Genomic DNA, 24862 nt, shown 5'->3' on the forward strand with positions numbered 1-24862 from the left:
TCTTTTTCCCTCCTTCCTTTTTTTTCTCTCCCTTTGTTTTGCTCACCGGTATCTTTTCCCCCCCCCCCCCCCCCCCCCCCCCCCCCCCACGACTCGGGGGGCCGGTCGGTGCTCCGAGGACGCCACACTGGAGGGACATCAGCAATGAGCACCCACCGCACACAGATCGCACCCGCACGACTGCGCCTCATCTGCGCGGGACTCGCGACGACCGGTCTCGTCGCCGCCGGTGCCATCGCGGCGCACGCGACCGGCGGCTCCAACGACGAGCTCGGCGAGGGCTACTACCCGAGCAACTCCTGGTCGGAGACGGCCGACACCCGGTTCACGTTCGGCGACGCCACCTCCTCGGTGTTCGTCGGCGACTGGGACGGCGACGGCGCCGACAGCTTCGGCGTCCGTCGCGGCAACGAGTACCACCTGCGCGACACGCTGAGCGCGGGGCCGGCGGACACGACGGTCGCCTACGGCCGCGCGGACGACACGGTCCTGGTCGGTGACTGGGACGGCGACGGGCACGACACGCTCGCCGTGCGCCGCGGCGCCGAGTACTTCCTGCACAACACGCTCGAGTCCGGTCCCGCGGACGAGCACGCGATCTACGGCCGGGCGGACGACACGGTCCTGGTCGGTGACTGGGACGGCGACGGCGCGGACACGCTCGGCGTGCGCCGCGGCATCAGCATCTACCTGCACGACGAGATCGCCACGGGGCCGGCCGAGACCGTCCTCGACTACGGGCGCCTCGACGACGGGCTCGTCGTGGGCGACTGGGACGGCGACGGCGTCGACTCGCCCATGGTGCGGCGTGCCGACTTCATCCGCGCGGCGGTCCGGGGCGCGACGCTCGCCGCAGCGGAGGGTGACGCCGCCGAGCTCGAGGCGTACACGGACGCCGCGGGCTACGACGAGCTCTGGTACGCGTTCCAGGGCTTCTACGACCCGCCGCTGACGCCGTCCAGCATCGAGAACTGCCACCAGTCGTTCGACACGGGTGTCATCACGTGCGACGTCTACTCGGACGACCACGAGCGGCCGATCGGGCGTGCCGAGGTGGCGCCGACCGACGTCGGGACGTTCGAGGTGGTCGGCTACGAGATCTACGCCGACTGGGAGGGCTCGGCCCCGTAAGGGCCGGCCCGCCCCGACGTGCGGCGCGGGCCCGGCACGATCACGGTGCCGGGCCTGCGACGCGCCGACGGAAGGCGATGACGCAGATCCTGTGACGCGCCTCTCCCGCTGGTAGGTTCGCGAGCGACCGGAACCACGCAGCGGTGCGTGGCGGGGGCCCGGCCCACGCCTGCCCCCTGCCGCCTGCGACGACGCAAGGAGCAGCTCGTGTCCACCCCAGAAGTCAAGGAGAGCACGTCGCGGGCCGCCGGCCTCGACGATCTCCCCGCCGACCCCAGGACCCGCAACCGACGATGGATCGGCCTCGCGCTCGGCGTCGTCGGCGCGTTCGTCATCTACTTCATCTTCCCGAAGGAGCTGTCGGCCGAGCTGGTGGCCACCCTGACGGAGAACGAGATCGAGCCGTCGGGCCACCACATCGCCATCACGGCGGCGGTCGCCGTCCTCATGGGCGTGTGGTGGATGACGGAGGCGATCCCCCTGGCGGCCACCGCGCTCGTGCCGCTCGTGGCCTTCCCGGGGCTGGGTGTCGTCAGCATCGGCGACACGGCCGCGCCCTACGCCTCGCCGACGATCTTCCTGTTCCTCGGCGGGTTCTTCCTCGCCCTGACGATGCAGCGGTGGAACCTGCACCGGCGCATCGCCCTCGGGGTGGTGCTGGCGGTCGGGACGAAGCCGAAGATGCTCGTCCTCGGTTTCATGGTCGCCACCGGGTTCCTCACCATGTGGGTGTCGAACACCGCCACCGCCGTGATGATGATGCCGATCGGGCTCTCCGTGCTGGCGCTGGTCGGCACCCTGAGGGGCGACGACACGAAGAGGTCGAACTTCGGTACCGCGCTCATGCTGGGCATCGCCTACTCGTCGTCGATCATGAGCGTCTCCACGCTCATCGGGACGCCCCCGAACGCGCTGCTCCGAGCGAACCTCGCGGACAACTACGACATCAACCTCAACTTCGGCACGTGGATGCTGTTCGCCACCCCGCTGGCGATCGTCTTCACGCTCCTGTGCTGGCTGCTGCTCGTCAACGTGGTGTTCAAGCCGGAGATGAAGGAGATCCCGGGCGGCCGTGAGGTCATCCAGGAGGAGTACCGCAAGCTCGGTCCGATGAGCCGCCAGGAGAAGATGACCCTCGTCATCTTCGCCGGAGTCGCCATCTCCTGGGTGACCGTGCCGCTGGTCTGGCCCGAGTCGAACTTCAGCGACGAGGTCATCGCGATGATCCTCGCGCTCGTGCTGTTCCTCGTCCCGGCAGACGTCAACAAGGGCGTCCAGCTCCTCGATTGGGACACCGCCAAGGAGGTCCCGTGGGACATCCTCCTGCTGTTCGGCGGCGGCCTGTCGCTGTCGGCCGCCTTCACCGCGACGGGGCTGTCCCAGTGGATCGGTGAAGCCGCGGGCGGGCTCGAGGGAGCGCCGGTGATCCTCATCGTGGCCGGCGTGACGGCCCTCGTCATCTTCCTCACGGAGATGACGTCCAACACGGCCACCGCCGCGGCGTTCCTGCCCATCATGGGCGGCGTCGCCACGGGCATGAACGTCGACGTCATGCTGCTCATGGTGCCCGTGGCGCTTGCCGCGACCTGCGCCTTCATGCTGCCGGTGGCCACGCCGCCGAACGCCATCGTCTACGGCTCCGGCTACATCAAGATCTCCCAGATGGTGAAGGCCGGCCTGTGGCTCAACCTCTCGGGGATCGTGCTCATCACCCTCACGGTGATGACCCTCGGCAACTGGGTCCTCGGCATCGCGATGTAGGCGGTCCGGGGGAGGGGGCCGGCACGCCGGCCCCCTCGCGCCGGCCACCCGGTCGTGGTGAGCACACTCACGGGGACGGGGGCGGCTGCGGTCCCCGGGCCGTTGTAACCTGGTCCCTGCCCTCGTGGCGTGCGCCCGTAGCTCAATGGATAGAGCATCTGACTACGGATCAGAAGGTTGGGGGTTCGAGTCCCTTCGGGCGCGCAGATGCCCCGGTCGCGTATGCGGCCGGGGCATTCGTCATTCCCGGGGACGTCCGGCCCCGCCACCAGTGTGGCCCGGCCGCTCCGATGGCCCCGCCGGCCCGTTCGATCGCCCTCCGGTCCCCGGCCTCGTCCGCTCCGGCGAGCCCGCCCGACCATGGCCGCGACCCGCCCGATGTGCCCCGGCTCACGACTAGTTGCATGTGGCAAACAAAAGCGTAATATCGGGACTGTGCCCGATACTTCGTCCGCCAGCTCCCGGACCCCCGACCCCGCGCCCCCCGGGCCCCCCGAGGACCGCGGAGCCGTCGTCGCCGATCTCGTCCTGGCCGTGCTCGAGGCGGGGCGGGTCACCCGCGGCCTGGGGGAGGCCGTCAACAAGCACACCGGCATCCACCGCGCCAACTACCTCACGCTGCTGCGGATCCAGGAGTTCGACCGCTCCCGGATCTCGGACATCGCGGCGGGCCTCGAGCTCGACGTGTCGGTGATCTCGCGGAAGATCGCCGCCCTCGACGAGCTCGGCCTCGTCTCCCGCAGCCCGCACCCCGACGACGGCCGCGCCCAGGTCGTGTCCGTCACCGAGCTCGGGCGCGCCACCATCGCGGAGAACCGCCGGATCTACACGGAGGCGGTCGGGCGGCTCACGGCCGACTGGGACACCGACGACCTCGCCACCCTCGCCGCCGGCCTCCACCGCCTCGGTTCGCACCGGCCCGAGGCCGCCGTCGCGGACACGGCGGAGGACGCCGGGGCGGACGCGGACGGCGGGGCGAGCACGAGCGAGACCGCCGACGCCACCGGCGCGAGTACCACGACGACCGACACGAAGGACCGGTGAGGGAGACGACGAGCTCCAGGACCCCCACGAATCCCGCGGCACCCGGCGCCCGGACGAGCGCGCGCCAGTCCGGGCGCAGGCCGAAGGACCTCACGCGGAAGAAGATCTACGCCGGCCTCACGCAGGCCGAGGCGGAGGCCGCGGAGGCGGAGCACCGCCGGATCATGGCCGTGCTCACCGGCCTGCTGCTCACGCAGTTCCTCGGGATGATGGCCAACACGATCGTCGGCAACGCGATGCCGGTCATCGCCGCCGAGGTCGGCGCGCGGCCGGACCAGTACGTCTGGATCATCACCTCGGCGATCCTCGCCAACACGGTGATGACGCCGATCGCGGGCAAGCTCGGCGACCTCTTCGACAAGCGCCTCATGCTCATCGCCTTCATCGGCGTCTTCGTGCTGGGCTCGCTGCTGAGCGGCCTCGCGGTGGACGCCGAGATGCTCATCGCCACCCGGATCCTGCAGGGGATCGGCATGGGTGGCCAGGTGATGATGTCGATCATCATCATGGCGACGATCATCCCGCCGAGGAAGCGCGGCAGGTACAACGGCTACCAGGGCGCCGTCATGGCGGTGGCCACGGTCTCCGGCCCGTTCGTCGGCGGCGTCATCGTCGACACCCCGTGGCTCGGCTGGCGCTGGTGCTTCTTCGTGATGATCCCGTTCATGCTGCTCGCCGCAGCGGTCGTCGGCTCGCGTCTCAAGCTCCCGCCGAACCCACGCACCGGCAGGGCCCGGATCGATTTCCTCGGCGCGGCCATCATCGCGGTCGGCTCCACGCTGCTCCTGGTGTGGATCTCGATCGGTGGCACCACCTTCGAGTGGGCGTCGTGGCCGTCCGCCCTCATGCTCGGCGGCGCGATCGTCCTCGCGGTGCTGTTCGTCGTCGTCGAGCGGCTCGTGCCCGAGCCGCTCATCCCCCTGCACATCCTGGGGTCGCGCACCACGGTGCTCGCGATCGTCGCCTCGCTCGGCGTCGGGGGGATGATGTTCGGCTCCAACGTCTTCCTCGGCCAGTACTTCCAGTACGGCCGCGACTACTCGGCCACCGTCGCCGGCTTCCTCGGGCTGCCCCTGATGTTCGGTCTGCTCATCGCGTCGACCTGGTCCGGCCGGGTCGTCACGGCCCGCGGCACCTGGAAGGGCGTCGTCATGTGGGGGATGGGTCTGATGACGCAGGGGACGTTCCTGTTCGGCACCCGCGTCCACCAGGACACCTCGCTCCTGCTGACGTCGCTGTTCCTGTTCGTCGCGGGCTGGGGCATGGGCATGTGCCTGCAGAACCTCGTGCTCGCCGTACAGAACACGGTCGGCCTCCGGCACATGGGTGCGGCCACCAGCTCGGTGACGTTCTTCCGCAACCTGGGCGGCGCGATCGCCATCCAGGTCTTCGGCATCCTCTACGCGCGGCAGGTCGCGAGCCACATGCGCGACGCCGGCGTCACCATGCCCGGCGGCGACGCCTCCGGGAGCACGCTCGACCTCGCCGGCCTGCCCGACGACGTCGAGGTGGTCGTGCGTGCCGCCTACGCCGAGGGCATCGGACCGGTGTTCCTCTCGATCTTCGCGCTCGCCCTGGTCGGCTTCGTCGCGACGATCTTCATGCGGGGCACCTCCCTGCGCGACACGGTCGACGTCGAACGGGCGACCGGTCCGGCGGGCCCCGTCGTCCCCACGTCCGGCGCGTCCGTGACCACGGCACCAGCGGGACTCACGCCGCCCGAGGCCGACGCGACCCTGCCCGACGGCGACGTGAACGACGTCGTCGGCCCCTCGGACCGCACCGACGATGAGCGGGTGCCGGCTCTCAGGGGGTCCACGGGCGCGAGCTCGCCCAGGCGATGACCTCCGAGGTGTAGAAGGAACGGGCCGGCTCCGGGGACAGCGCGAGATCGTGGATCCCGCCCGGGACCTCGAGGACGTCGACGCGGTCCCCCAGCAGGGAGACGCTGCGCCGCATCGTCGTCACGTCGAGCACCACGTCCGAGGACGACAGGTCCGCAGGGCCGGGATCGACGCGGGCGCCGGACCGTCGCGACATCGCCATCAGGACCGGCTCCGCGACCGTCGCGCGGCCCGCCTGCACGGCCCGCTGCGCGCGCCGCACGGCCCGGAAGAAGCCCGCGTGCACGGGCATCGTGTCGGTCGGCTTGAGCGACGGCGGGACCTTCCACCCGCCGCCGTCCGGGTCCGTCAGCCAGGCGCCGTACGTGCCGGTCAGCGAGGAGATCGGCAGCCGGGGTGCGAGGGGGGCGAGGCGGTCGATCACGGCGGTCGCGACGACGTCGGTGAGCGGGCCGCGGCCGAGGTCGAGCCAGGGCGAGTTGAGGATGACGCCGTCGACGGCGCCGGGGTGGTCGTGCGCGAAGAGCACGGCCTGCAGCCCGCCGGTCGAGTGGCCGAGCAGGACGACCTCCTGGGCGCCCTCGCTGCGGGCGAGGTCGACGGCGAGGCCCACCTCCTCGTGCCGGACCGACATCATGCGGATGTCGTCGCGCACCTGCCCGGGCCGCAGGGATCGGCCGGACCGTCGCATCTCCAGGGCGTAGAGGTCCCAGCCCGCCTCGTGCCAGGCGTGCTCGTGCTCGGCGTGGAAGAACGTGTCGATGAACCCGTGCAGGTAGACCACCGCGCGGCCGTGCCGGCCCGTGCCCTCGTGGTGCACGATCGTGGCGACGTCGCGCACCCGACGCGAGTGGCCGCCGTCGGTCAGGGAGAGTCCGACCGTGCGGGAGACGTACGGGTCGCCGAGGACGTCGGCGGTGGGGGCCGAGAGGTCCGCGGTGGTGGTCACCGGGGGAGTCGACACCATGGCGAGCGTCAGTCGACGATGCCGTACAGGCGGTCCCCGGCGTCCCCCAGACCGGGCACGATGTACGACCTGTCGTCGAGACCCTCGTCGATCGCGGCCGTGACGACCGAGACGTCCCCGCGGGCGCCGACGCTCTCCTCGACGTGCCGCAGCCCCTCCGGCGCGCACAGCAGCGTGATGCAGGTGACGTCGCGGGCGCCGAGGTCGAGCAGGTACTCGATCGCGGCGACGAGCGTGTGACCGGTGGCCAGCATCGGGTCCAGGACGAAGCACTGGCGGCCGGAGAGGTCGTCGGGCAGACGGTTGGCGTAGGTGATCGCCTCGAGCGTCTCCTCGTCGCGCTTCATCCCGAGGAAGCCGATCTCGGCGGTGGGGATGAGCCGGCTCATCCCCTCCAGCATGCCCAGGCCGGCGCGCAGGATCGGCACGACGAGCGGTCGGGGGCGGGCGATCCGTACGCCCGTCGTCGTCGTGACGGGTGTGGTGATCTCGTGCGGCTCGGTGCGCACGTCGCGCGTGGCCTCGTAGGCGAGGAGCATGACGAGCTCCTCGACGAGGAGCCGGAAGGTCGGCGACTCGGTGCGCTCGTCGCGCAGCGTGGTCAGCTTGTGGGCGACGAGCGGGTGCTCCGCGAGGTGGACGCGCATGGGACGAACTTACCCGGGGTAAGGGTCGGAGCGCGTGCGGTGGCGCGCGTGACCGGGCCCGGGTCCGCTCGGCCGTACGACGGCGAGGATCACCATGTCCACCCGCCGGCCGCCGATCTCCTCGTGGCTGCGGAGCACGCCCTCCCGGACGTAGCCGGCACGCTCGGCCACAGCCAGCGACCCGGTGTTGCCCGGTTCGATCCGCAGCTCGACGCGGTGCAGGGCGGGCACCGTCCAGGCGAAGGCGGTCAGCGCCAGGAGGGCGTCGGTCGCCAGCCCGCGCCCGCGCGCGGAGGGGACGAGCGAGTACCCGATGCTCGCGCGTCCGTCGGCCAGCTCGCGGAGCCAGAGGCCGCAGCTACCGACCGCCGCCCCGGTCGCCCGCTCGACGATGGTGAACGAGAACCCGGCGCCGTCGTCGTACCTGGCGCGCTGCCGCTCCACCCAGGCGATCGCCTCGTCGCTGCTCGCGTGCGCGGGGAGCGTGCCGATGAGCGGGACGTACGGGTCGGTCGCGAGCTCGCGGGCCATCTCCGCGTCTGCCGTCCGTGGCCTGCGGAGCACCGCACCGCCGTGCGCCGGGGCCGTGTCGGGCCAGGGCGGCAGGTCGGACCGGGCGGTCATGGACCGAGCGTAGGGGGCCCACGCCTCGTGGCTGGCACCATGGCGGCATGGTGAGCGTGCGGGCCGGCGGGGGAGCGTCGTCGCCGTGGGGCGCTCCGATGGACCGGGCGCTCGGGCTGGCGCGTCAGGCGGCGGGGCGCGGGGACGTGCCCGTTGGCGCCGTCGTGCTGGGTCCCGACGGGAGCGTGCTCGGTGAGGGGGCGAACCGGCGGGAGGCCGACGCCGACCCCACCGCCCACGCCGAGGTGCTCGCCCTGCGCGCGGCGGCTCGGGAAATAGGGGAGTGGCGGCTCGACGGCTGCACGCTCGTCGTCACCCTCGAGCCGTGCACGATGTGTGCCGGCGCGCTCGTGCTCGCCCGGGTCGAGCGGCTCGTGCTCGGCGCGTGGGACGCCAAGGCGGGGGCGACGGGGTCGGTGCGCGACGTCGTGCGCGACTCCCGGCTCAACCACCGGGTCGAGGTGGTCGCCGGCGTGCGTGGCGACGAGTGCGCCCAGGTGCTGGAGTCCTTCTTCCGCGCCCGCCGCTGACCCCCGGATTCGTCGAGTGTGCGGTTCGTGACCCTCGAGTGTGCGGGTGCGCGCATTCTCCGGCGAGCATCAGCCGCACACTCGACGACCGGCAACCGCACGCTCGACGACGTGGGGAGGGCTCAGCGCTGCCAGGCCGGGCGCGCGTCGCGGCGCCTGCGCAGGGCGCGCAGGAGGGCGGGCAGCGCCCGTGTGGTGGAGGCCGAGAGCGTGGCCGCCGCCTCGTCGTCGGACCGGGTCGGTCCCCGGTTGACGATCACCAGCGGGAACCCGTTGCGCACGGCCCGGCGGACGAGGCGGCGCACGCCGAACACGGACAGGGTCGAGCCGGTCACGAGGACGCCGGTGGACGCCTCGACCAGCTCGGCCGCCCGGCGTGACCGGTCGGGCTCGGCGCTCCCGCCGAAGAAGACGACGTCGGGCACGAGGATCCCGCCGCACACCTCGCAGTCGACGACGTGGAAGTCGGAGGTGTCGTCGAGGACGGCGTCGGCGTCGGGCGCCACCTCGACGTCCTGCAGCCGCAGCAGCCGCTCGCGCCAGCCCGGGTTCGCGGCGGTGAGGCGGTCGTCCTGCTCGGCCCGCGGGATCGTCCGGCCACAGCCCAGGCAGCGCACGCGGTCGTAGCGGCCGTGCAGGTGCACGACCGTCGGCTGGCCTGCCCGCGCGTGCAGGAGGTCGATGTTCTGGGTGACGACGCCGGTCGCGAATCGCGCCCGCTCCATCTCCGCGAGCGTGCGGTGGCCGAGGTTGGCCCGGCGGCCCGCCATGTAGCGCCAGCCCAGGTGGTTGCGCGCCCAGTAGTGCGCCCGGTGTGCGGGCGAGGTGAGGAACTGCTGGTAGGTGATCGGCCGTCGCACCGGCGAACCGGGGGAGCGGTAGTCCGGGATGCCGGAGTCGGTGGAGATGCCCGCGCCGGAGATCACGAGGAAGCGGCGGCCGTCGAGCGCGTCGGCCAGCGGCTCGACGGCGGCGTCGATGTCGCTCGGCTCCGGCGGCAGCGAGCCCGCCGGTGGGGGTGGGGGCGGCGGGATGAGGCGGAGCCTCGGCGTCGAGGGGGTCGTGGTCGGGGCCTCGTGAGTGCCCGCGCCCTGCCTGGCACCGTCCGCGGCGGAGACGCGCGCGTCGCCGGCGCCCACACCCGGGAAGAAGTCGCCCAGGGTGTGGCCGCTCCCGTTCGGCGTCGGCGGCTGAGTCACCAGGTCAGGGTATGGGCGACAGGTGACGGCGTCGTGTGCGACGCGTGAGCGTGACACGTCTCGCGTCGGATCGGTGCGAGGCGGGAGAGCCCCGCGGGTACAGTGGTGCGCCGAGGTAGCGTGTCCGAGCGGCCGAAGGTGCAGCACTCGAAATGCTGTGTGGTTAACAGCCACCGTGGGTTCAAATCCCACCGCTACCGCCATGTGATGTCCCAGGACATCGTGAACGGCTGAACCCCCGGCGACGGGGGTTCAGCCGTTTTTTCGTCGGTGGCGGACGTCGCGGCGGTGCGGGGCGCAGCCAAATCGGGCAGGACGTGGGAGGCGCCGGACGATAGCGTGGACGGTCACCGAGCGACTGGAGGAACGTATGGACCTCATGACCAGGCCCGAGTTCGAGGAGCTGGTGGGCGACGGTGGTGGGACGCGGGTGTCCCTGTACGTGCCCACCCACCGCGTGAGCGGCCCGCGGGAGAGCGACGCCGACCGGCTGCGTTGGAAGAAGCTGCTCACGGCCGTGGAGGCCACGCTGACCGAGGAGGGGCACGCGCGGCGCGACATCGACGAGCTGCTCGCCCCGGCCTGGGACCTGCACGGCGACTCAGTGGCCTGGAGCCATATGGCCGACGGCCTGGCGATGTTCCTCGCGCCCGGCTGGCAGGCGACGTACCGCGTGCCGCTCGACCTGCCCGAGCACGCGACGGTCGGGCCCGAGTTCGTCCTCACGCCCCTGCTGCCGCTGCTCACCGACCGCAACTTCGTGGTGCTCGCGCTCAGTCAGAAGAACGTGCGGGTCCTGCGCGGCGCCCGCGACCGGATCGTCGAGCTGGAGCTGGACGGGGTGCCGCGCGCCTTCTCCGACGTGTACGAGAAGGACGGGCCCCAGTCCGACAAGGTGCCGCGACCGAACGCGTCGGGCGCGATCGGCAACGGCGGGTCCGTCTACTACGGGGCGAGCGCCCTGGACAACGTGCACCAGCAGGACATGGTCGAATTCCTCCGGGAGGTCGCGCGCGGGGTGGAGAGCTCTTTCAACGGTCGCACCGTGCCGATGATCCTCGCCGGACTTCCCGAGTGGGTGACGATGTACCGCGACGTCAGCTCGTACCCGCACCTGGTCGAGGCGGCGATCGAGCGCAATCCCGACGACCTGAGCCAGGACGATCTTCGGCTTGCTGCGTGGGAGCTCGTCGAGGAGCGCCTGGGCCGTGAGAACGCGCGCCTGCTCGACCGCTTCCACGAGCAGCACGCACGTGGCGGTGCCGCGCTGGGCCTCGACGACGCCTTCCGCGCGGCTCACGAGGGGCGTGTCGACACGCTGCTCATGACGACGGAGACCGGGCACCCGGGCGGATCGGGCGGTCCGACCGTCGCCCCGTCGCGACCCGAGCCGTACGACATCTACGGGCGCGTGGGCGTCGCCGCCCGCGCCACGCTGCGCGCCGGGGGCGCGGTGCGCGTCCTCGAGGACCTGCCCGACGGCGCCCCGGTGGCGGCGATCCTCAGGTACTGACGCAGGTCACCGCGCCTCGGTGACGCGGCATCCAGGCCTGCCGCGGCGTCCGGACCTGCCGCGGCATCCGGGCCGCGCACGGGCCCGGTCGGCTCCGCGCCACGCCGGCACGCGAGTGTCGAAGCGTCACAGCGCGGCCGCCTTCGCCCGCAGCACCTCGGCCTCCCGGTGGTTGCGGGTGAGGTCGGCCGCGGCGAGCAGCTCGGCGCGCGCCTCGGAGCGACGCCCGAGCCGGCCGAGCAGCTCGCCCCGCACGCTCGGCAGCAGGTGGGAGCCGCGCAGCCCCTTCGCGCCCGCGAGGCCGTCGACGATCCGCAGCGCCTCTCCGGGTCCGGTGGCCATCGCCACGGCGACCGCCCGGTTGAGCTCGACGACAGGGCTGGGCGCCAGGCGACCGAGTGCCTCGTAGAGCAGCACGATGCGGTCCCAGTCCGTGTCCTCGAAGCGGCGCGCCACCGCGTGGCACTCCGCGATCGCCGCCTGGAGCGAGTAGCTGCCCCGGCCCCGGCCGACGGCGTCGGCGCGGGCGAGCGCGGCGCGTCCGCGCAGGGTCTGCGCCCGGTCCCATCGGGAGCGGTCCTGGTCGGCGAGGAGTACCGGGCTGCCGTCGGGCGCCGTGCGCGCGCCGAAGCGTGCGGCCTGGAGCTCCATGAGCGCGACCAGTCCGTGCGCCTCGGGCTCGCGCGGGAGCTGTCCGGCGAGGACCCGACCGAGGCGCAGCGCCTCCATCGCGAGGTCGGGGCGCATCCAGCGCTGACCGGCGGTGGCGGCGTAGCCCTCGGTGAAGAGCAGGTAGATCACGCCGAGGACCGCGCCGAGCCGCTCGCGCCACTCGCCGGGGTCGGGCGCCTCGAACGGCACCCGGGCGGCGGACAGGGTCCTCTTCGCCCGGACGATGCGCTGCTGCACCGTCGGCACCGGGACGAGCAGCAGCCGGGCGATCTCCTCGGTGGTCAGTCCCGCGACGACCCGGAGCGTGAGCGCGACCTGTGCCTCGCGCGAGAGGACCGGGTGGCAGGCGGTGAGCACGAGGCGCAGGACGTCGTCGCGGATCGGCTGCCACTCGTCGTCGTGGATCTCGGACAGGTCCCTGGCCATGTCCCGATACCGGGCGTCGAGCGCCGCCTGACGCCGCCACGCGTCGATCGCCCGCCGCCGGGCGACGGCCGTGAGCCAGGCACCCGCGTTGCGCGGGACGCCCGTCGTCGGCCACCGTTCCAGGGCCTCGGCGACGGCCTCCTGCGTGAGGTCCTCCGCGAGTGCGACGTCGCCGGTCACGCGCGCGAGCGTCGAGACGACCTGCGCGCCCTCGATCCGCCACACCGCCTCGACGGTTCGGCGCACGTCCGCAACAGACCTGTTCGACGACGACGACGCCGCCCCGCCGGACGACGACGCCGCCCCGCCGGACGACGACGCCGTCGCTCCGTCAGAGGTGCTCAGGCCCGCGCCCTCTTCTCCTGCTCCTCGCGCCAGCCCTTCTCCTTCTCGAGGTACTCGTTGCCCTCGAACTCGGCGAAGTCGGCCTCCTCGTGCACGCGGCGGACCTCGAGCTTGCTGCCGGGGCCCAGCGGGCAGCGGCTCGCCCACTGGGCGGCCTCCTCCTTGCCCGAGACCTCGAGGATCCAGAACCCGTTGAACAGCTCGTGGGTCTCCCCGTACGGGCCGTCGGTGACGATCGGCGTCTCGCCGTCGAAGTCGACGACGAACCCCTCCTCGGCTCCGGCCAGGCCCTCGCCGGCGAGCATGACGCCGGCCCCCATCAGCGACTCGTTGTACCGGCCCATGGCGTTGAGGATCTCCTCGAAGTCGATCTCCTTGGAGGCCTCGAGCGCGGCGTCGGTGCTGCGCATGATCAGCATGTACTTCATCGTGGTGCTCCCTCGTCGTGGAGGGGCCGTGTGCGCCCTCCTACCGTCCCGTCGAACGGGGAGGGGACGGATCGACATCGACGACAAGATCGGCTCCGGCCGGCGGGACGGCCACAGCATCGCAGCCGCGTGCGGCCCGGTCGAGAGGGGCCGCGGTAGATCCGGGCCCCACGGCGAACCGGAGGTCGGGCCGGCGTACCCGTGTGGGGCCGGCGTACCCGTGTGGGGCCGGCGCACCCGGGCCCGGAGCGCTGCTCGCCGTCGAGCACGACCGAGCCCCGGGCCGGATCGGCCGGGGGCTCGGGTGTGGTCGTCGGCGCGGCCGACGGCGGTGGGGCAGGCTCAGACGTTGCGCGGCTTGTCGTCGCCGAACCGCTCCTGAGCGCCCTCCTTGAGGTTGTCGACGCCCTCCTTGACGTCCTGCTTGGCCCTGGCGGCGTGCTTCTCTGCGGCGCCCTTCGCCTGGGTGGAGCGGTCGTCCGTGGCGTCGCCGAACTTCTCCTTGGCCGCGCCCTTCATCTCGTCGAACTTGTCACCGAGGCCCATCGGGCCACCTCCTCGTGTCGTCGAGCTCCCGGCGAGCGCCGGGCCTGCATTCCACTGTTCCGCGCCCGCCCCGGGTCCGCAACCGGACGGGGGCGTGGCCGCCGCTGTCGTTCGCTCTGCGCGAGCGCGCGCGGATGGGCCGACCACTGGCGCGCGGCAACCCGGGACGTTCACCTCGAGGTCATCGGACGGCCACCGCTCGCTCGTACGTTGGTGGCTCCCCAGTCCCACCGACGAAGGTGACACCTGATGAACCGCCAGCGCTTCCGCGCGTGCGGAGCCGCCGTCCTCGGCTCCGCCCTCCTCCTGCCACTTGCGGCCCCGGCGGTCGCCGGGCCGGGCTCCGTGCCCGGCCGCACCGCGATCGTCCCCGAGCCGATCACCGTCTCCGCGGACGACCCGTCGGTGTCGCTCGACCCGATCGGCACCTTCGAGTCGGGCGTGTTCGACGAGTCCGCCTCCGAGATCGTCGCCTTCCACGCCCCCACTCAGCGGACGTTCGTGGTCAACGCCCTCGACGGCGTCGTCCAGGTCATCGACTCCGGCGACCCCACGACCCCGGTCGAGTCCGGGCAGATCGCCGCGGCCGGCGTCGACGTCGACGGTGGCGGCACCATCCCCGAGGGCGCCATCGCCAACTCGATCGACGTGCGGGAGGACGGCCTCGCCGTCGTCGCGGTGGAGAACCCCACGAAGACCGACGACGGCTGGCTGATGTTCGTCGACGTCAGCGGTGAGCCGACGACCCTCGGCGCGGTCCAGGTCGGACCGCTGCCCGACTCCGTCGCGCTCTCCGAGGACGGTGGCCACGCCGTCGTCGCCAACGAGGGTGAGCCGGCGGACGACTTCTCGGTGGACCCGGAGGGGTCGATCTCCGTCGTCGCCCTCCCGGGCGGGATCGCCGCCGCCACGGCCGCCGACGTCGAGACCGTCACCTTCCACCAGTTCGACGAGGCCCCGGAGACCCTGCCCGAGGGCGTGCGCGTGTTCGGCCCGCAGCGGCCGAACACGAACGGCGAGCCCGAGCGTCGGATCTCGCAGAACCTCGAGCCGGAGTTCGTGACGATCGCCGGGTCGACCGCGTACGTGTCGGTCCAGGAGGCGAACGCGATCGCCGTCGTCGACATCGGGTCGGCCACGCTCACCGACCTGCTCCCGCTGGGCCGCCAGGACCACTCCGCCGAGGGCCAGGGCATCGACCCGTCCGACCGGGATCCTGAGGACGACCCGACCTTCGATATCCGCACCTACGACAACCTGTTCGGCATCTACATGCCCGACTCGGTCGGCGCCTACACGGTCGGCGACCAGGACTACATCGTCACCGCCAACGAGGGCGACGCGCGCGAGTGGGGCGAGGGCACCGAGAACGACTACCTCGAGTCCGTGCGGGTGAAGCACCTCGGGGCCGACCCCGAGGACGAGGACTACGTCGGCCACGGGCCGGTCGACCCGGAGTTCTTCCCCGCGGAGCTGCTCGAGGACGACGAGCTCGGTCGCCTCAACGTCAGCATCGAGGAGGGCTTCAACGAGGAGACGGGGATGTACGAGGAGCTCCACGCCTTCGGCTCGCGCTCCTTCTCGATCTTCGACACCGAGGGCAACCGGGTCTTCGACTCCGGCGAGGACTTCGAGCGCATCACCCACGAGGCGGCGCCCGAGTTCTTCAACTCCAACCACTCCGAGTCCAACCTCGAGGGACGCTCCGAGGACAAGGGCCCCGAGCCCGAGGGCCTCGTCCTCGGCGAGGTCGGCGACCGCACGTACGCCTTCATCGGGTTCGAGCGCGTCGGCGGCGTGGCCGTCTACGACATCACCGACCCGGCCGGCGCCACGTTCGTCACCTACGTCAACAACCGTGACTTCTCCATCTCGATGGAGGACGAGGCCGACGCCGGGAACACCGAGGAGGCGCTCCCGCAGGCGGGCGACCTCGGTCCCGAGGGTCTCGCGTTCGTGACGGCCGAGGAGTCGCCGAACGAGCAGCCGCTGCTCATCGTCGGCAACGAGGTCTCCGGCACCACGACGTTCTTCCAGGTCACCGACCTCGTCGAGGACCCGGAGGAGCCGGGCGAGCCCGGTGAGCCGGTGCCGCCGACGCCGGGGCGTGGGTTCTACCTCAACAACGGGTGGGACGCGAATGCCGAGCACGAGTTCAGCTTCGGCCGCCCGGGTGACGACGTCCTGGTCGGTGACTGGGACGGCGACGGCAGCGACACGCTGGCGGTCCGCCGCGGCAACGCCTACTTCCTTTCCAACTCCTTGTACGGCGGTGCTGCCGACGTGGAGCTGACCTACGGCCGCGCCGGGGACACGGTGCTGGTGGGCGACTGGGACGGCGACGGCAGTGATTCGTTCGCGGTGCGTCGCGGGAACAGCTACTTCCTGACCAACTCGCTGACCGGCGGCAATGCCGAGACCGAGCTGGACTACGGGCGGGCCACCGACGGCGTGTTCGTGGGTGACTACGACGGCGACGGCGTGGACTCCTTCGCGGTGCGTCGCGGGAGCGCCTACCTGGTGTCGAACTCGCTCGAGACCGGCTGGGCGGACGCGGAGTTCACCTACGGCCGGGTGCACGACGAGGTGCTGGTGGGAGACTTCGACGGCGACGGGGTGGACACGTTCGCCTCGCGCCGCGGGAACCTGTACCTGGTGTCCAACAGCCTGGAGTCAGGCTGGGCGGACATCGAGCAGCACTACGGCCGGTCCAGCGACACCGTGTTCGTCGGCGACTGGGACGGTGACGGCAGCGACACCCTTGGTGTGCGCCGCTGAACCAGGAGCTGATGCCGACGATCGGCGAGTGAGCGGACTTCCGCTCCACGAGTGAGCGGAGTTCGGCTTCACGACGGGCGGGTCCCGCATCCTGATGGGTGCGGGGCCCGCCCTTCGCCGTCGTCGTGCCCGGCGCCGGCTCGGTCTGGTCGGTGAGTCAGTGGGATACCCATCGAGGCAGTGCCCCGGGGGGACTGCCTCGGTGGTTACCCGATTGACTGGGCGACGGCGCCACACCGCGACACCCGCGACCCGCTCCCCAACCGGCAGAAGTCCGCTCACTCGTCAGCGGGTCAGCGGGTCAGTCGGTCAGTGGCGGGCGTAGAGGCGGGCGAAGTTCGTCAGCACCTTGTGGGCCGCAGACACGTCGACGTCCTCGACCGCCTGCTCCACCAGCGCCTGGTCCGTCGGGTCGAAGTAGCCGGCCAGCCGGTAGGCCTCGATGCGCTGGAGGATCCCCGGTACGTCGAGCTCGGGGTGGAACTGCGTGGCGAACAGGTTCTCCCGCACCTGGAACATCTGGACGGGGCAGCGCTCGGACGTGGCCAGCAGCGTCGCACCCCCGGGGAGCTGCCGCACCGCCTCCTTGTGCCCGACGAACGCCTGGAACCTCCGCGGCATCCCGGCGCACAGCTCGTGGTCGAGGCCCGCATCCGTCAGCTCGACCACCGGGGCCGAGATCGGCTCGGCGTACGTCCCGTCCACGACGGCCCCCTGATGGCGGGCGAGCGTGCCCACGCCGTAGCAGGCCCCGAGAAAGGGGAAGTCCTCGGCGACGACGACGTCGAGCAGGCCGGCGAGCTCGGCCTCCACCCGCAGCTGGGTGTCGGACTTCGTCTCCTCCGGGACGGACCCGGTGAACGGGCTGCCCCCGGCGACGATGCCCGACAGGTCCCCGAGGTCGATGTCCGGGAGCGGCCCCTGCTCGAGCCGCACGCGCACGAGCTCGTCCGGCGCGAGCCCGGTGTGCCGCAGCAGCTGCTCGTACTCCGCGTCGGCGACGGCGTTCTCCGGCCGGGTCGCCAGGAGAAGGAACGGCTTCATGGCCGCGATGCTAGGGCGGCGGCGGAGCCGTCGAGCGCGGGCTCAGAAGAATGAGCGCAACGTCTCGACGAACAGCTCGATGAGCACGTGCACGCCCACCGTCAGGTAACCGAGGACGGTGCCCGTCAGCGCGATGCCGCGACCCCCTGTGTAGGGCCGTTGCGCGAGCCGGTGGAGGGTGACGTGGCCGAGCGCGATCGCCCCGAGCCCGACCCAGGGGATGACGCCGAGCATGCCGACCACGAGGGTGAGCACGGCGAGGCCGTCGGTGCGCGGCGGCCGCCCCTCGTAGCCCTGCCCGCCGAGAGTGGCCTGCAGGTCGACGAACTCCGTGCCCGGGAACGGCTCGTGGGCGCGGCCCGGCGGCGTCGAGTCCGCTCGTTCGCTGCCGTTCCACGCCCAGGGCAGGTCGGCGACCCCGTACGGTGCCGTGGCGGGCCCGCCCGGCGTCGGCGCGGCCCCGTACGTCGCGAGCGCCTCGCCGGCCGGCGCGCGGGTCGCTGCGCTACCGGCCCCCGCGCCGCCGGCCCCGGCGAACCGGTCGCCCGCGCCGGCAGGGAGGTGCCACCCGTGCTCGCTCATCGCCCCTCCGTCCGCGCTGCCACAGCCAGGCCGGAGCCCGTGGCGCCGGCGGGTCCGGGCGCCGGCCCGGACGTTCGCAGCATCGCACAGGGCGGCCGACGACGTCGCGGTCCGCCGCGGGGAGCGGCCCCCGGCGCGGGGCTAGCATTGCGCGGGTCCCGCCCGGGGCCACGAACGCGCAGGTAGGCGAGGGAGTGCACATGGCGTCGGGTCGCACGGAACGCACGGAACACACGGGCCGCAAGGGTCTGTGGACCCTTCACGGGGACGGCAAGGTCGTGGGGTCCGGCGACGTCGTCGCCCCCGAGGAGCGGCTCTCGTGGCCGGCGACGATCGGCATCGGCGCCCAGCACGTCGTGGCCATGTTCGGCGCCACGTTCCTCGTTCCCCTCCTCACGGGGTTCCCGCCCGCGACGACGCTGTTCTTCTCCGCCGTCGGGACCCTGCTGTTCCTCGTCATCACCGGCGGGCGGCTGCCCAGCTACCTCGGCTCGAGCTTCGCGTTCATCGCGCCGATCACGGCACTGCAGGTCGTCCCCGGCGAGCCGACACCGGAGGAGATGGCCCTCGCCCTGGGCGGCGTGCTCGTCACGGGCGTGGCGCTGGCGCTGGTCGGGCTGCTCGTCCACGTCGCCGGATCCAGGTGGATCGACCTCGTCATGCCGCCGGTCGTCACGGGAACGATCGTCGCCCTCATCGGCTTCAACCTCGCGCCGGCCGCGTGGGGCAACGTGCAGCTGGCGCCGGTGACGGCCGTCGTGACCATCGTGTCGATCCTGCTGATCACCGTCCTGTTCAAGGGGCTGCTCGGGCGGCTCTCGATCCTCGTCGGCGTGCTCATCGGGTACGCCACGGCGCTCGTGCGCGGCGAGGTCGACCTCGACCCGGTGCGCGACGCCGCCTGGATCGGCCTGCCGGACCTGACCGCCCCGACGTTCGACATCAACGTGCTCGGCCTGTTCCTGCCCGTCGTCCTCGTCCTCGTCGCGGAGAACGTGGGCCACGTGAAGTCGGTGGCCGCGATGACGGGGCGCGACCTCGATCCGGTGACCGGGCGGGCGCTCATGGCCGACGGCCTGGCCACCGTCCTGGCCGGCAGCGGGGGCGGTTCCGGCACCACGACCTACGCGGAGAACATCGGAGTCATGGCCGCCACGCGCGTCTACTCGACGGCGGCCTACCTCGTGGCCGGCCTGTTCGGGCTCGCACTGTCGATGTCACCGAAGTTCGGGGAGCTCATCGCGACGATCCCCGCCGGCGTCCTCGGCGGTGCGGCGACCGTGCTCTACGGGATGATCGGCATGCTCGGTGCGCGCATCTGGGTGCAGCACCGCGTGGACTTCTCCGACCCGGCCAACCTCAACACCGCGGCCGTCGCGCTCGTCATCGGCATCGCCAACTTCACCCTCGTCATCGGGGACATGACGTTCGAGGGCATCGCGCTCGGCTCGTTCGCCACGCTGATCGTCTACCACGGCATGCGACTCATCGCCTGGCTGCGTGGGACGCACCAGGAGTCCGCTTCGCCGGCGTCGGCGCCGTCGGGCTCGGAGGTCGGTCGTGACCGGGGGAGCGCGGACTGAGGGTCGCGCGGGGGGCAGGCCGGTCATGACCGGGGGAGCGCGGACCGAGGGTCGCGCGGGGCGCAGGCCGGTCGTGACCGGGGGAGCGCGGACCGACCCTGCCGCGGGGCGTCCGCCCCGGCGGCTCAGCCGTCGGTCGGGACCTCCTCGACCGGCACGCACTCCTCGGGGGCGACGAGCGGCTCGGTCGGGTCGAGCGCGGTCATCTCCTCGGGCGGGAGCAGCGAGTCGTAGGCCTCGCCGAGGACGATGTCGACGGACTCGTCGGTGCGGTCGTCCATCGTGACCTCGGCGCTGGGGAACACGCGCGCCACGGAGTAGGCGGGCACCACGCCCGGTGCGCCGGCGATGATCCGGACCGCCCCCGTGATCGGGCTGCCCGCCCAGTTGCCCTGCTGGTTGACGACGATGCCCGCGGCCGCGAGCTCCTGCGCGGTGGTGCCCGCGAGCCCGCCGCGCTCGGTCGCGTTGAACACGTTCGCCGTGATCTCGTCGAGCGGCCGCGCGGTGGCGCCGGGCGGGGGGCACGGCTGGGACGCCTCGCCCGTGCCGCCGCCGTCGGTGGCGGACTCGGGGTCGGCGCTGAACTCCCGGTCGAACGGGCTGGGCAGGATCTGGGCCCAGATCGCGGCGGCGACGAGGGCGACGAGCAGGAGCACGGCCACGAGGCCGCCGATGACGGTCGTCTGCCGCTGCTGTATGGCGCGACGACGTCGGTCGTGCGGCGACAGCTTGGTACGGGCCGAGTTCACCGGGCCACCGTAATCGAGAAGGTCACGCGCGATCGGTAGGTGGGCGACGGCGGGAGAGCGGACGGCGGCGCACCTGGCGCTCCGGCCCGGCCGCGGACGTGGGCGGCGGTGGCGGCGGCGGAGGGGCGGTCGACGTGCGCGGAGGAGGCGGTGGGGCCGAGCCGAGCGGAGGGCGCGTGGAGCCGGCCCGGGACGAGCGGCGCAGCGGCGCGTCGATCGCGGTGTGCGTGCCGGTCGGGTTCGTCGGGTCGTCCAGGTCGAGCACCCGGGCGTGGATGACGGTCCGCTGCTGGAGCGCTGCGCGCAGCGCCCGATGCAGCCCGTCCTCGAGGTAGTGGGCGCCCTGCCACCGGACGACGTGGGCGAAGAGGTCCCCGAAGAACGTCGAGTCGGAGGAGAGCAACGAGTGCAGGTCCAGCTCGGCGCGCGTGGTGACGAGCTGGTCGAGGCGGACCTGGCGCGGCGCGACCGCGGACCATTCCTTGGGCGTGACCAGGCCGTGGTCGGGGTACGGGCGCCCCTCGCCGACGGCCTTGAAGATCATCGCTCGTTCGTCGCTCCTCGCCTGTTCCGGGGTGCGGGCCCCGTCCGGTGTCCTGGTGATGGCGCCGGCCGTGAGCCCGCGTACCGGCCGACGCGTTCGCTGCGCCCCGCTGCCGGGCGCAGCCGCGTCGTCCGTCCGATCGTAGGCGGCGGACCGCCCGCGTCGCCGATCCGTGCGGTGGCCCGAGGTTGCCGTTGTGTCACGGCGCACAGGAGCGGCAGTGGGTGGGGTGGACCGGGGGTCCGTGGATCGCAGGGACCGTGGAGCTCTGCCCGGCGGGCCCGGGGGTTCCGTTCAGTGCGCGGCGCCGGCGGCCTGCCCGAGCACGTGGCGCACGAGCGGCGCGACGACGGCGACCGTGTCCCGCACCCCGCCCGTCGATCCGGGCGCCGTGACCACCAGCGCGCCGCGCTCGCCCCGGTCCGTGAGGCCGACGACCCCGCGCGCGATGACGGAGTGCGGCGTCGAGGCCAGGCCGCGGGCGCGGACCTGCTCGGCCACGCCCGGCAGGTCGAGCGCCAGCAGCGGAGCGACGGCCTCCGGCGTGACGTCCCGCGGCCCGACCCCGGTCCCGCCGGTGGTGAGCACGAGGCGGGCGCCGGCCTCGAGGGCCGCGCGCACGGCCCCCTGGATGGCGTCGATCTCGTCGGGCACGACGACGGCCTCGTCCGCGACCATGCCCTCGGCGGCGAGCAGGTCGCGGGCCAGCGGGCCCGAGCGGTCCTCCTGCGTGCCGGCGTGGCAGCGGTCGGACACGGTGATGACGGCAGCGGGGACGTCCGGAGTCGTGTTCATGCTCACCACGGTAGGAGACGGGCCCGTGGGACGTTCGCCCGACGCCGACGCCGACGCCGACGCCGACGCGACCCTGCGAACATGAGACGTTCCGCATCCACGCTGACAACACGCGAACAGCGCCGCAGATGCGGTGCTAGGGTTCCATTCATGCCGAATCATCGGCATCACGACGGCGATCGAACGGACGGGTGACATGAGACGAGGCCCGGGACGGGTGGCGCTCGCCGCGAGCGCGGGAGTGCTCGCACTGGGGCTCGCCGCCTGCGGCACGAGCGACGACGAGAACGGGTCCGGGTCGGACGACGTCGGCGACGGCGCAGGCGGCGGTGACGGCGGCGACCTGACGATCTACGTGGCCGCCTCGCTCGCGGATGTGCTCACCGCGGCGGCCGAGGACTGGACAGAGACCTCCGGGGTCGAGGTCTCCGTCGTCGGGGGCGGTTCGAACGCGCTCGTCGACCAGCTGGTCGAGGGTGCGCCGGGGGACATGCTGGTCACCGCGAACCTCGAGACGATGGACCGCGCGGTCGAGGAGGGCGTCGCGGCCGACCCGACTGACCTCGCGACGAACACGCTCGTCGCCGCGATCGCGCCGGACAACCCCGGCGGCATCGAGAGCGGCGCCGACGCGTGGGCGTCCGGCCGGCTCGTCGTCTGCGCGCCCGAGGTGCCCTGCGGCACGGCGACGGAGGAGCTCGCCGAGCTGAGCGGCGTCGAGTACGACCCCGTCTCCCTCGAACCCAACGTCACCGACACGGTCGGCAAGGTCGAGACCGGTGAGGCCGACGTCGGCATCGTCTACCAGACCGACGTCGGCGACCTGGAGTTCGTGGAGCTCGACCAGTCCCAGGAGGTCATCGTCACCTCGGCGGTGGCGCTCACCGCCGACGCCGGCGACGACGCCGGGAGCCTCCTCGAGCACTTCCTGTCCGAGGACGTGCGCGCCACCCTCGACGAGGAGGGCTTCGGACGCCCGTGACACGTGAGCGGACCGGGCGTACAGCCGCCACCCCGCCGTCCGCCGCGGTGGGTGCGTCGGGGCGGCACCCGGCGGTGGTCGCCGTCGGGATCCTCGCCCTGGCCTACCTCGTCCTCCCCCTGGTCGGGCTCGTCTCGCGCGTCGACTGGGCCGGGCTGCCGGAGACCCTGTCCCGGCCCGACCTGCTCGACGCCCTGTGGCTCTCGCTGCGCACGTCTGCCGCGGCTGCCGTCGTCACGACGCTGCTCGGCGTGCCGCTCGGCCTGTGGCTGTCGGGTCAGGCGCGCCTGGCGCCGGTCGCGCGGCTCCTCGTGCTCCTGCCCCTCACACTGCCCCCGGTGGTCGCCGGCCTCGCGCTCGTGGCCACCCTCGGGCGCAACTCACCCCTCGGGCGTGTCCTCGGCGAGCTCGGACTCGACGTCGGGTTCACCACCCCCGCCGTCGTCCTCGCCCAGGTGTTCGTCGCGCTGCCGTACGTCGTCGTCACCGTCGAGTCGGCGTTGCGCGTGCTCGACCCCGCCCCCGCCGACGCCGCGCGCGCCCTCGGTGCGCGGCGCTGGACGGTCCTCGCGCGCGTGGTCCTCCCGGCGGTGGCACCCGCCGTCGTCACCGGTGCCGCTCTGGCCGGGGCGCGCGCCCTGGGCGAGTTCGGGGCGACCCTGACGTTCGCCGGCTCCCTGCCCGGTGTCACCCAGACGATGCCGACGGCGATCTACCTCTCGCGCGTCTCCGACCCCGAGGGCGCCTACGCGCTGGCGCTCGTCCTCATCCTCACCGCCGTGGTCCTCATCGGCGCCGGCCTGTGGCTCGCGGGCCGGCTCACCGCCGGCAGCGGCCGGGACCGGGGCGCACCTCCGGAGGAGGGGTCCGCAGAGGGCCCGGGTGACCGGTCCCCGCTCCGGTCCGGAGCCGGAACCACGCCCGACGACGCCGGACGCACCGACCGGGGGGCGGCCGTCGCTCTGCGGGCACGGGTCGTGCACCCTGCGCGGGGTGTCGACGTCCGCGTGACGCTGCGGCCCGGCCGCCTCACCGCGGTCGTCGGGCCGAACGGTGCGGGCAAGTCCACCCTCGTCGCCTCGCTCGCGGGCCTGCTCCCGGACGCCGAGACCGACGTGAGCGCGTACCGCGCCGACGCGGGGGCGGGAACCGGCGGCACCCAGGGTGCGCCGGCCGTCGGCAGCGCGCCCGCTCCCGATGCCGCCTCCGACGACCGCGCCCCCCGCACGGCCCTGCTCAGCCAGAACCCGGGACTCCTGCCGGGCCAGCGGGTGGTAGACGCGGTCGCCCTCGGCCCCCGGATCCGCGGCGCGCGCACCGCCTCGGCCCGCGAGCAGGCGCACGCGGCGCTGCGCCGGGTCGGCTCCGAGCACCTCGCGGGCCGACGCGTCGGCACCCTCAGCGGCGGCCAGCGCGCCCGCGTGGCGCTCGCCCGCGCGCTCACCGTCGACCCGGACGTGCTCCTGCTCGACGAGCCGTTCGCCGCCCTCGACGTCCGCGCGGCCGCCGAGGTGCGCGACGTCGTGCGCGAGGTGCTGGTCGGCCGCACGGGCATGCTCGTCACGCACAACCTGCTCGACGTCGCGAGCCTCGCCGACGACGTCGTCGTCCTCACCGACGGCGGCCTCGCCGAGTCGGTGCCCGTACAGACCTTCCTCGCCGCCCCCCGGTCGGACTTCGGGCGCCGGCTCACCGGGGTGACCACGCTCGACGGCGAACGGACCCCCTCGGGGAGCGTCGCCGTCGCGGGGACCGAGCTCGTCGGAACGGACGGCACGCCCGGCGGCCCCGCGCCGGCCGGCCGGCCCGGGCGGGGTGGCGGCGCGGCCACCCGGGCGGGTGACGGTACGCCCGGCGCGTGCCTCGTCCACGTCCGCGCGGCGGACGCCCGCGCCTCGCTCGACGAGCTGCCCGGGTCGCTCCCGGCCAGGCCGGTCGCCGTGACGGCCTCGGTCGGAGCGGTCCGCCTCGACGTCGAGCTCGGCGACGGTCAGACCCTCGACGTCGACGTCCCGCCGGGCTGGGAGGGCCTCGGGTCGGAGGTCGTGTGGGTGCGCATCGAACGGTTCGCCACGAGCGACCCGGAGCCTGTGGGGGCGGCGCTGCCCGCCCGGTAGCGCGGCCG

The 24862-nt window shown here is 73.1% G+C and carries 21 protein-coding genes, 2 tRNA genes and 1 pseudogene; 12 read left to right on the forward strand and 12 right to left on the reverse strand.

Going from position 1 to position 24862, the window contains the following annotated elements; genetic code table 11:
* Positions 1-144 precede the first annotated feature (144 nt).
* The 5 genes from ACPYO4_RS04005 to ACPYO4_RS04025 all read left to right on the forward strand — a co-directional run bounded on the left by ACPYO4_RS04005 (position 145) and on the right by ACPYO4_RS04025 (position 5780).
* A complete protein-coding gene (locus ACPYO4_RS04005) occupies positions 145-1131 on the forward strand; it encodes a hypothetical protein (RefSeq protein ID WP_425707928.1) in 987 nt (328 codons plus the stop codon).
* 207 nt (positions 1132-1338) lie between these two features.
* A complete protein-coding gene (locus ACPYO4_RS04010; RefSeq protein WP_425707929.1) occupies positions 1339-2892 on the forward strand; it encodes an SLC13 family permease in 1554 nt (517 codons plus the stop codon).
* A 131-nt stretch (positions 2893-3023) separates the two neighbouring features.
* Positions 3024-3096, forward strand: a tRNA-Arg gene (locus ACPYO4_RS04015).
* 231 nt (positions 3097-3327) lie between these two features.
* Positions 3328-3936 (forward strand): MarR family winged helix-turn-helix transcriptional regulator, encoded by a 609-nt coding sequence (locus ACPYO4_RS04020; protein WP_425707930.1) that lies wholly within the window; start codon positions 3328-3330, stop codon positions 3934-3936.
* A complete protein-coding gene (locus tag ACPYO4_RS04025; protein ID WP_425707931.1) occupies positions 3933-5780 on the forward strand; it encodes an MFS transporter in 1848 nt (615 codons plus the stop codon). Before ACPYO4_RS04020 ends, ACPYO4_RS04025 begins: the two co-directional genes overlap by 4 nt.
* Here ACPYO4_RS04025 and ACPYO4_RS04030 read toward each other — a convergent pair.
* From ACPYO4_RS04030 to ACPYO4_RS04040, 3 genes are read right to left on the reverse strand one after another with little or no spacing between them, the layout of a single operon-like run.
* Positions 5743-6729 carry an alpha/beta hydrolase gene (locus tag ACPYO4_RS04030; RefSeq protein ID WP_425707932.1) on the reverse strand — a complete coding sequence of 329 codons (987 nt, stop codon included), beginning with the start codon at positions 6727-6729 and terminating at the stop codon, positions 5743-5745. The genes ACPYO4_RS04025 and ACPYO4_RS04030 overlap by 38 nt on opposite strands.
* A gap of 26 nt (positions 6730-6755) precedes the next feature.
* Positions 6756-7394 carry a uracil phosphoribosyltransferase gene (gene upp, locus ACPYO4_RS04035; protein WP_425707933.1) on the reverse strand — a complete coding sequence of 213 codons (639 nt, stop codon included), beginning with the start codon at positions 7392-7394 and terminating at the stop codon, positions 6756-6758.
* Between the two features lie 9 nt (positions 7395-7403).
* Complete coding sequence (locus ACPYO4_RS04040) at positions 7404-8018, reverse strand: GNAT family N-acetyltransferase (RefSeq protein ID WP_425707934.1); 615 nt, start codon at positions 8016-8018, stop codon at positions 7404-7406.
* A 47-nt stretch (positions 8019-8065) separates the two neighbouring features.
* Between ACPYO4_RS04040 and tadA the strand changes: the two genes are divergently transcribed.
* Positions 8066-8548, forward strand: coding sequence for a tRNA adenosine(34) deaminase TadA (gene tadA / locus ACPYO4_RS04045; RefSeq protein ID WP_425707935.1), 483 nt, complete (start codon positions 8066-8068; stop codon positions 8546-8548).
* 122 nt (positions 8549-8670) lie between these two features.
* On the opposite strand, the gene ACPYO4_RS04050 is transcribed toward tadA, so the two are convergent.
* On the reverse strand, positions 8671-9747 hold the full coding sequence (locus ACPYO4_RS04050; RefSeq protein WP_425707936.1) for a Sir2 family NAD-dependent protein deacetylase: 1077 nt from the start codon (positions 9745-9747) through the stop codon (positions 8671-8673).
* Positions 9748-9861: 114 nt separating this feature from the next.
* Here ACPYO4_RS04050 and ACPYO4_RS04055 point away from each other — a divergent pair.
* Positions 9862-9950, forward strand: a tRNA-Ser gene (locus ACPYO4_RS04055).
* Positions 9951-10117: 167 nt separating this feature from the next.
* Complete coding sequence (locus tag ACPYO4_RS04060; RefSeq protein WP_425707937.1) at positions 10118-11260, forward strand: hypothetical protein; 1143 nt, start codon at positions 10118-10120, stop codon at positions 11258-11260.
* Positions 11261-11386: 126 nt separating this feature from the next.
* Here ACPYO4_RS04060 and ACPYO4_RS04065 read toward each other — a convergent pair whose 3' ends face one another.
* The 3 genes from ACPYO4_RS04065 to ACPYO4_RS04075 all read right to left on the reverse strand — a co-directional run bounded on the left by ACPYO4_RS04065 (position 11387) and on the right by ACPYO4_RS04075 (position 13677).
* Positions 11387-12604 (reverse strand): RNA polymerase sigma factor, encoded by a 1218-nt coding sequence (locus ACPYO4_RS04065; protein ID WP_425707938.1) that lies wholly within the window; start codon positions 12602-12604, stop codon positions 11387-11389.
* Positions 12605-12699: 95 nt separating this feature from the next.
* Positions 12700-13131: a YciI family protein gene (locus ACPYO4_RS04070; RefSeq protein ID WP_425707939.1), complete on the reverse strand. Its 432-nt coding sequence runs from the start codon at positions 13129-13131 to the stop codon at positions 12700-12702.
* A 342-nt stretch (positions 13132-13473) separates the two neighbouring features.
* The gene (locus ACPYO4_RS04075) at positions 13474-13677 is read right to left on the reverse strand and encodes a CsbD family protein (RefSeq protein WP_425707940.1); all 204 of its coding nucleotides are present in this window, start codon (positions 13675-13677) and stop codon (positions 13474-13476) included.
* 249 nt (positions 13678-13926) lie between these two features.
* Here ACPYO4_RS04075 and ACPYO4_RS04080 point away from each other — a divergent pair, with 249 nt between their 5' ends.
* Positions 13927-16455 carry a choice-of-anchor I family protein gene (locus tag ACPYO4_RS04080; protein WP_425707941.1) on the forward strand — a complete coding sequence of 843 codons (2529 nt, stop codon included), beginning with the start codon at positions 13927-13929 and terminating at the stop codon, positions 16453-16455.
* 309 nt (positions 16456-16764) lie between these two features.
* Here the strand turns inward: ACPYO4_RS04080 and ACPYO4_RS04085 are convergent, their stop codons facing one another.
* Both ACPYO4_RS04085 and ACPYO4_RS04090 read right to left on the reverse strand, forming a co-directional pair.
* Complete coding sequence (locus tag ACPYO4_RS04085; RefSeq protein WP_425707942.1) at positions 16765-17499, reverse strand: glutamine amidotransferase; 735 nt, start codon at positions 17497-17499, stop codon at positions 16765-16767.
* Positions 17500-17541: 42 nt separating this feature from the next.
* Positions 17542-18081 (reverse strand): DUF4190 domain-containing protein, encoded by a 540-nt coding sequence (locus ACPYO4_RS04090; protein ID WP_425707943.1) that lies wholly within the window; start codon positions 18079-18081, stop codon positions 17542-17544.
* Positions 18082-18281: 200 nt separating this feature from the next.
* Between ACPYO4_RS04090 and ACPYO4_RS04095 the strand changes: the two genes are divergently transcribed.
* Positions 18282-19664 (forward strand): uracil-xanthine permease family protein, encoded by a 1383-nt coding sequence (locus ACPYO4_RS04095; RefSeq protein WP_425707944.1) that lies wholly within the window; start codon positions 18282-18284, stop codon positions 19662-19664.
* A 125-nt stretch (positions 19665-19789) separates the two neighbouring features.
* Here ACPYO4_RS04095 and ACPYO4_RS04100 read toward each other — a convergent pair whose 3' ends face one another.
* From ACPYO4_RS04100 to ACPYO4_RS04110, 3 genes and pseudogenes are all read right to left on the reverse strand, one after another.
* Positions 19790-20416, reverse strand: a complete 627-nt coding sequence (locus ACPYO4_RS04100; RefSeq protein ID WP_425707945.1) for a LytR C-terminal domain-containing protein — start codon at positions 20414-20416, stop codon at positions 19790-19792.
* A 250-nt stretch (positions 20417-20666) separates the two neighbouring features.
* Positions 20667-20960 (reverse strand): annotated as a pseudogene (locus ACPYO4_RS04105) (type II toxin-antitoxin system VapB family antitoxin); the annotation flags it as partial.
* 294 nt (positions 20961-21254) lie between these two features.
* Positions 21255-21755, reverse strand: coding sequence for a MogA/MoaB family molybdenum cofactor biosynthesis protein (locus tag ACPYO4_RS04110; protein ID WP_425707946.1), 501 nt, complete (start codon positions 21753-21755; stop codon positions 21255-21257).
* Between the two features lie 196 nt (positions 21756-21951).
* Between ACPYO4_RS04110 and modA the strand changes: the two genes are divergently transcribed.
* Together modA and ACPYO4_RS04120 are read left to right on the forward strand one after the other, a co-directional pair.
* Positions 21952-22737: a molybdate ABC transporter substrate-binding protein gene (modA, locus tag ACPYO4_RS04115; protein ID WP_425707947.1), complete on the forward strand. Its 786-nt coding sequence runs from the start codon at positions 21952-21954 to the stop codon at positions 22735-22737.
* Positions 22734-24854 carry an ATP-binding cassette domain-containing protein gene (locus ACPYO4_RS04120; protein WP_425707948.1) on the forward strand — a complete coding sequence of 707 codons (2121 nt, stop codon included), beginning with the start codon at positions 22734-22736 and terminating at the stop codon, positions 24852-24854. Before modA ends, ACPYO4_RS04120 begins: the two co-directional genes overlap by 4 nt.
* Positions 24855-24862 lie beyond the last annotated feature (8 nt).

It is taken from the genome of Georgenia sp. Z1491, assembly GCF_049856175.1.
Taxonomy (GTDB): Bacteria; Actinomycetota; Actinomycetes; order Actinomycetales; family Actinomycetaceae; genus JB111.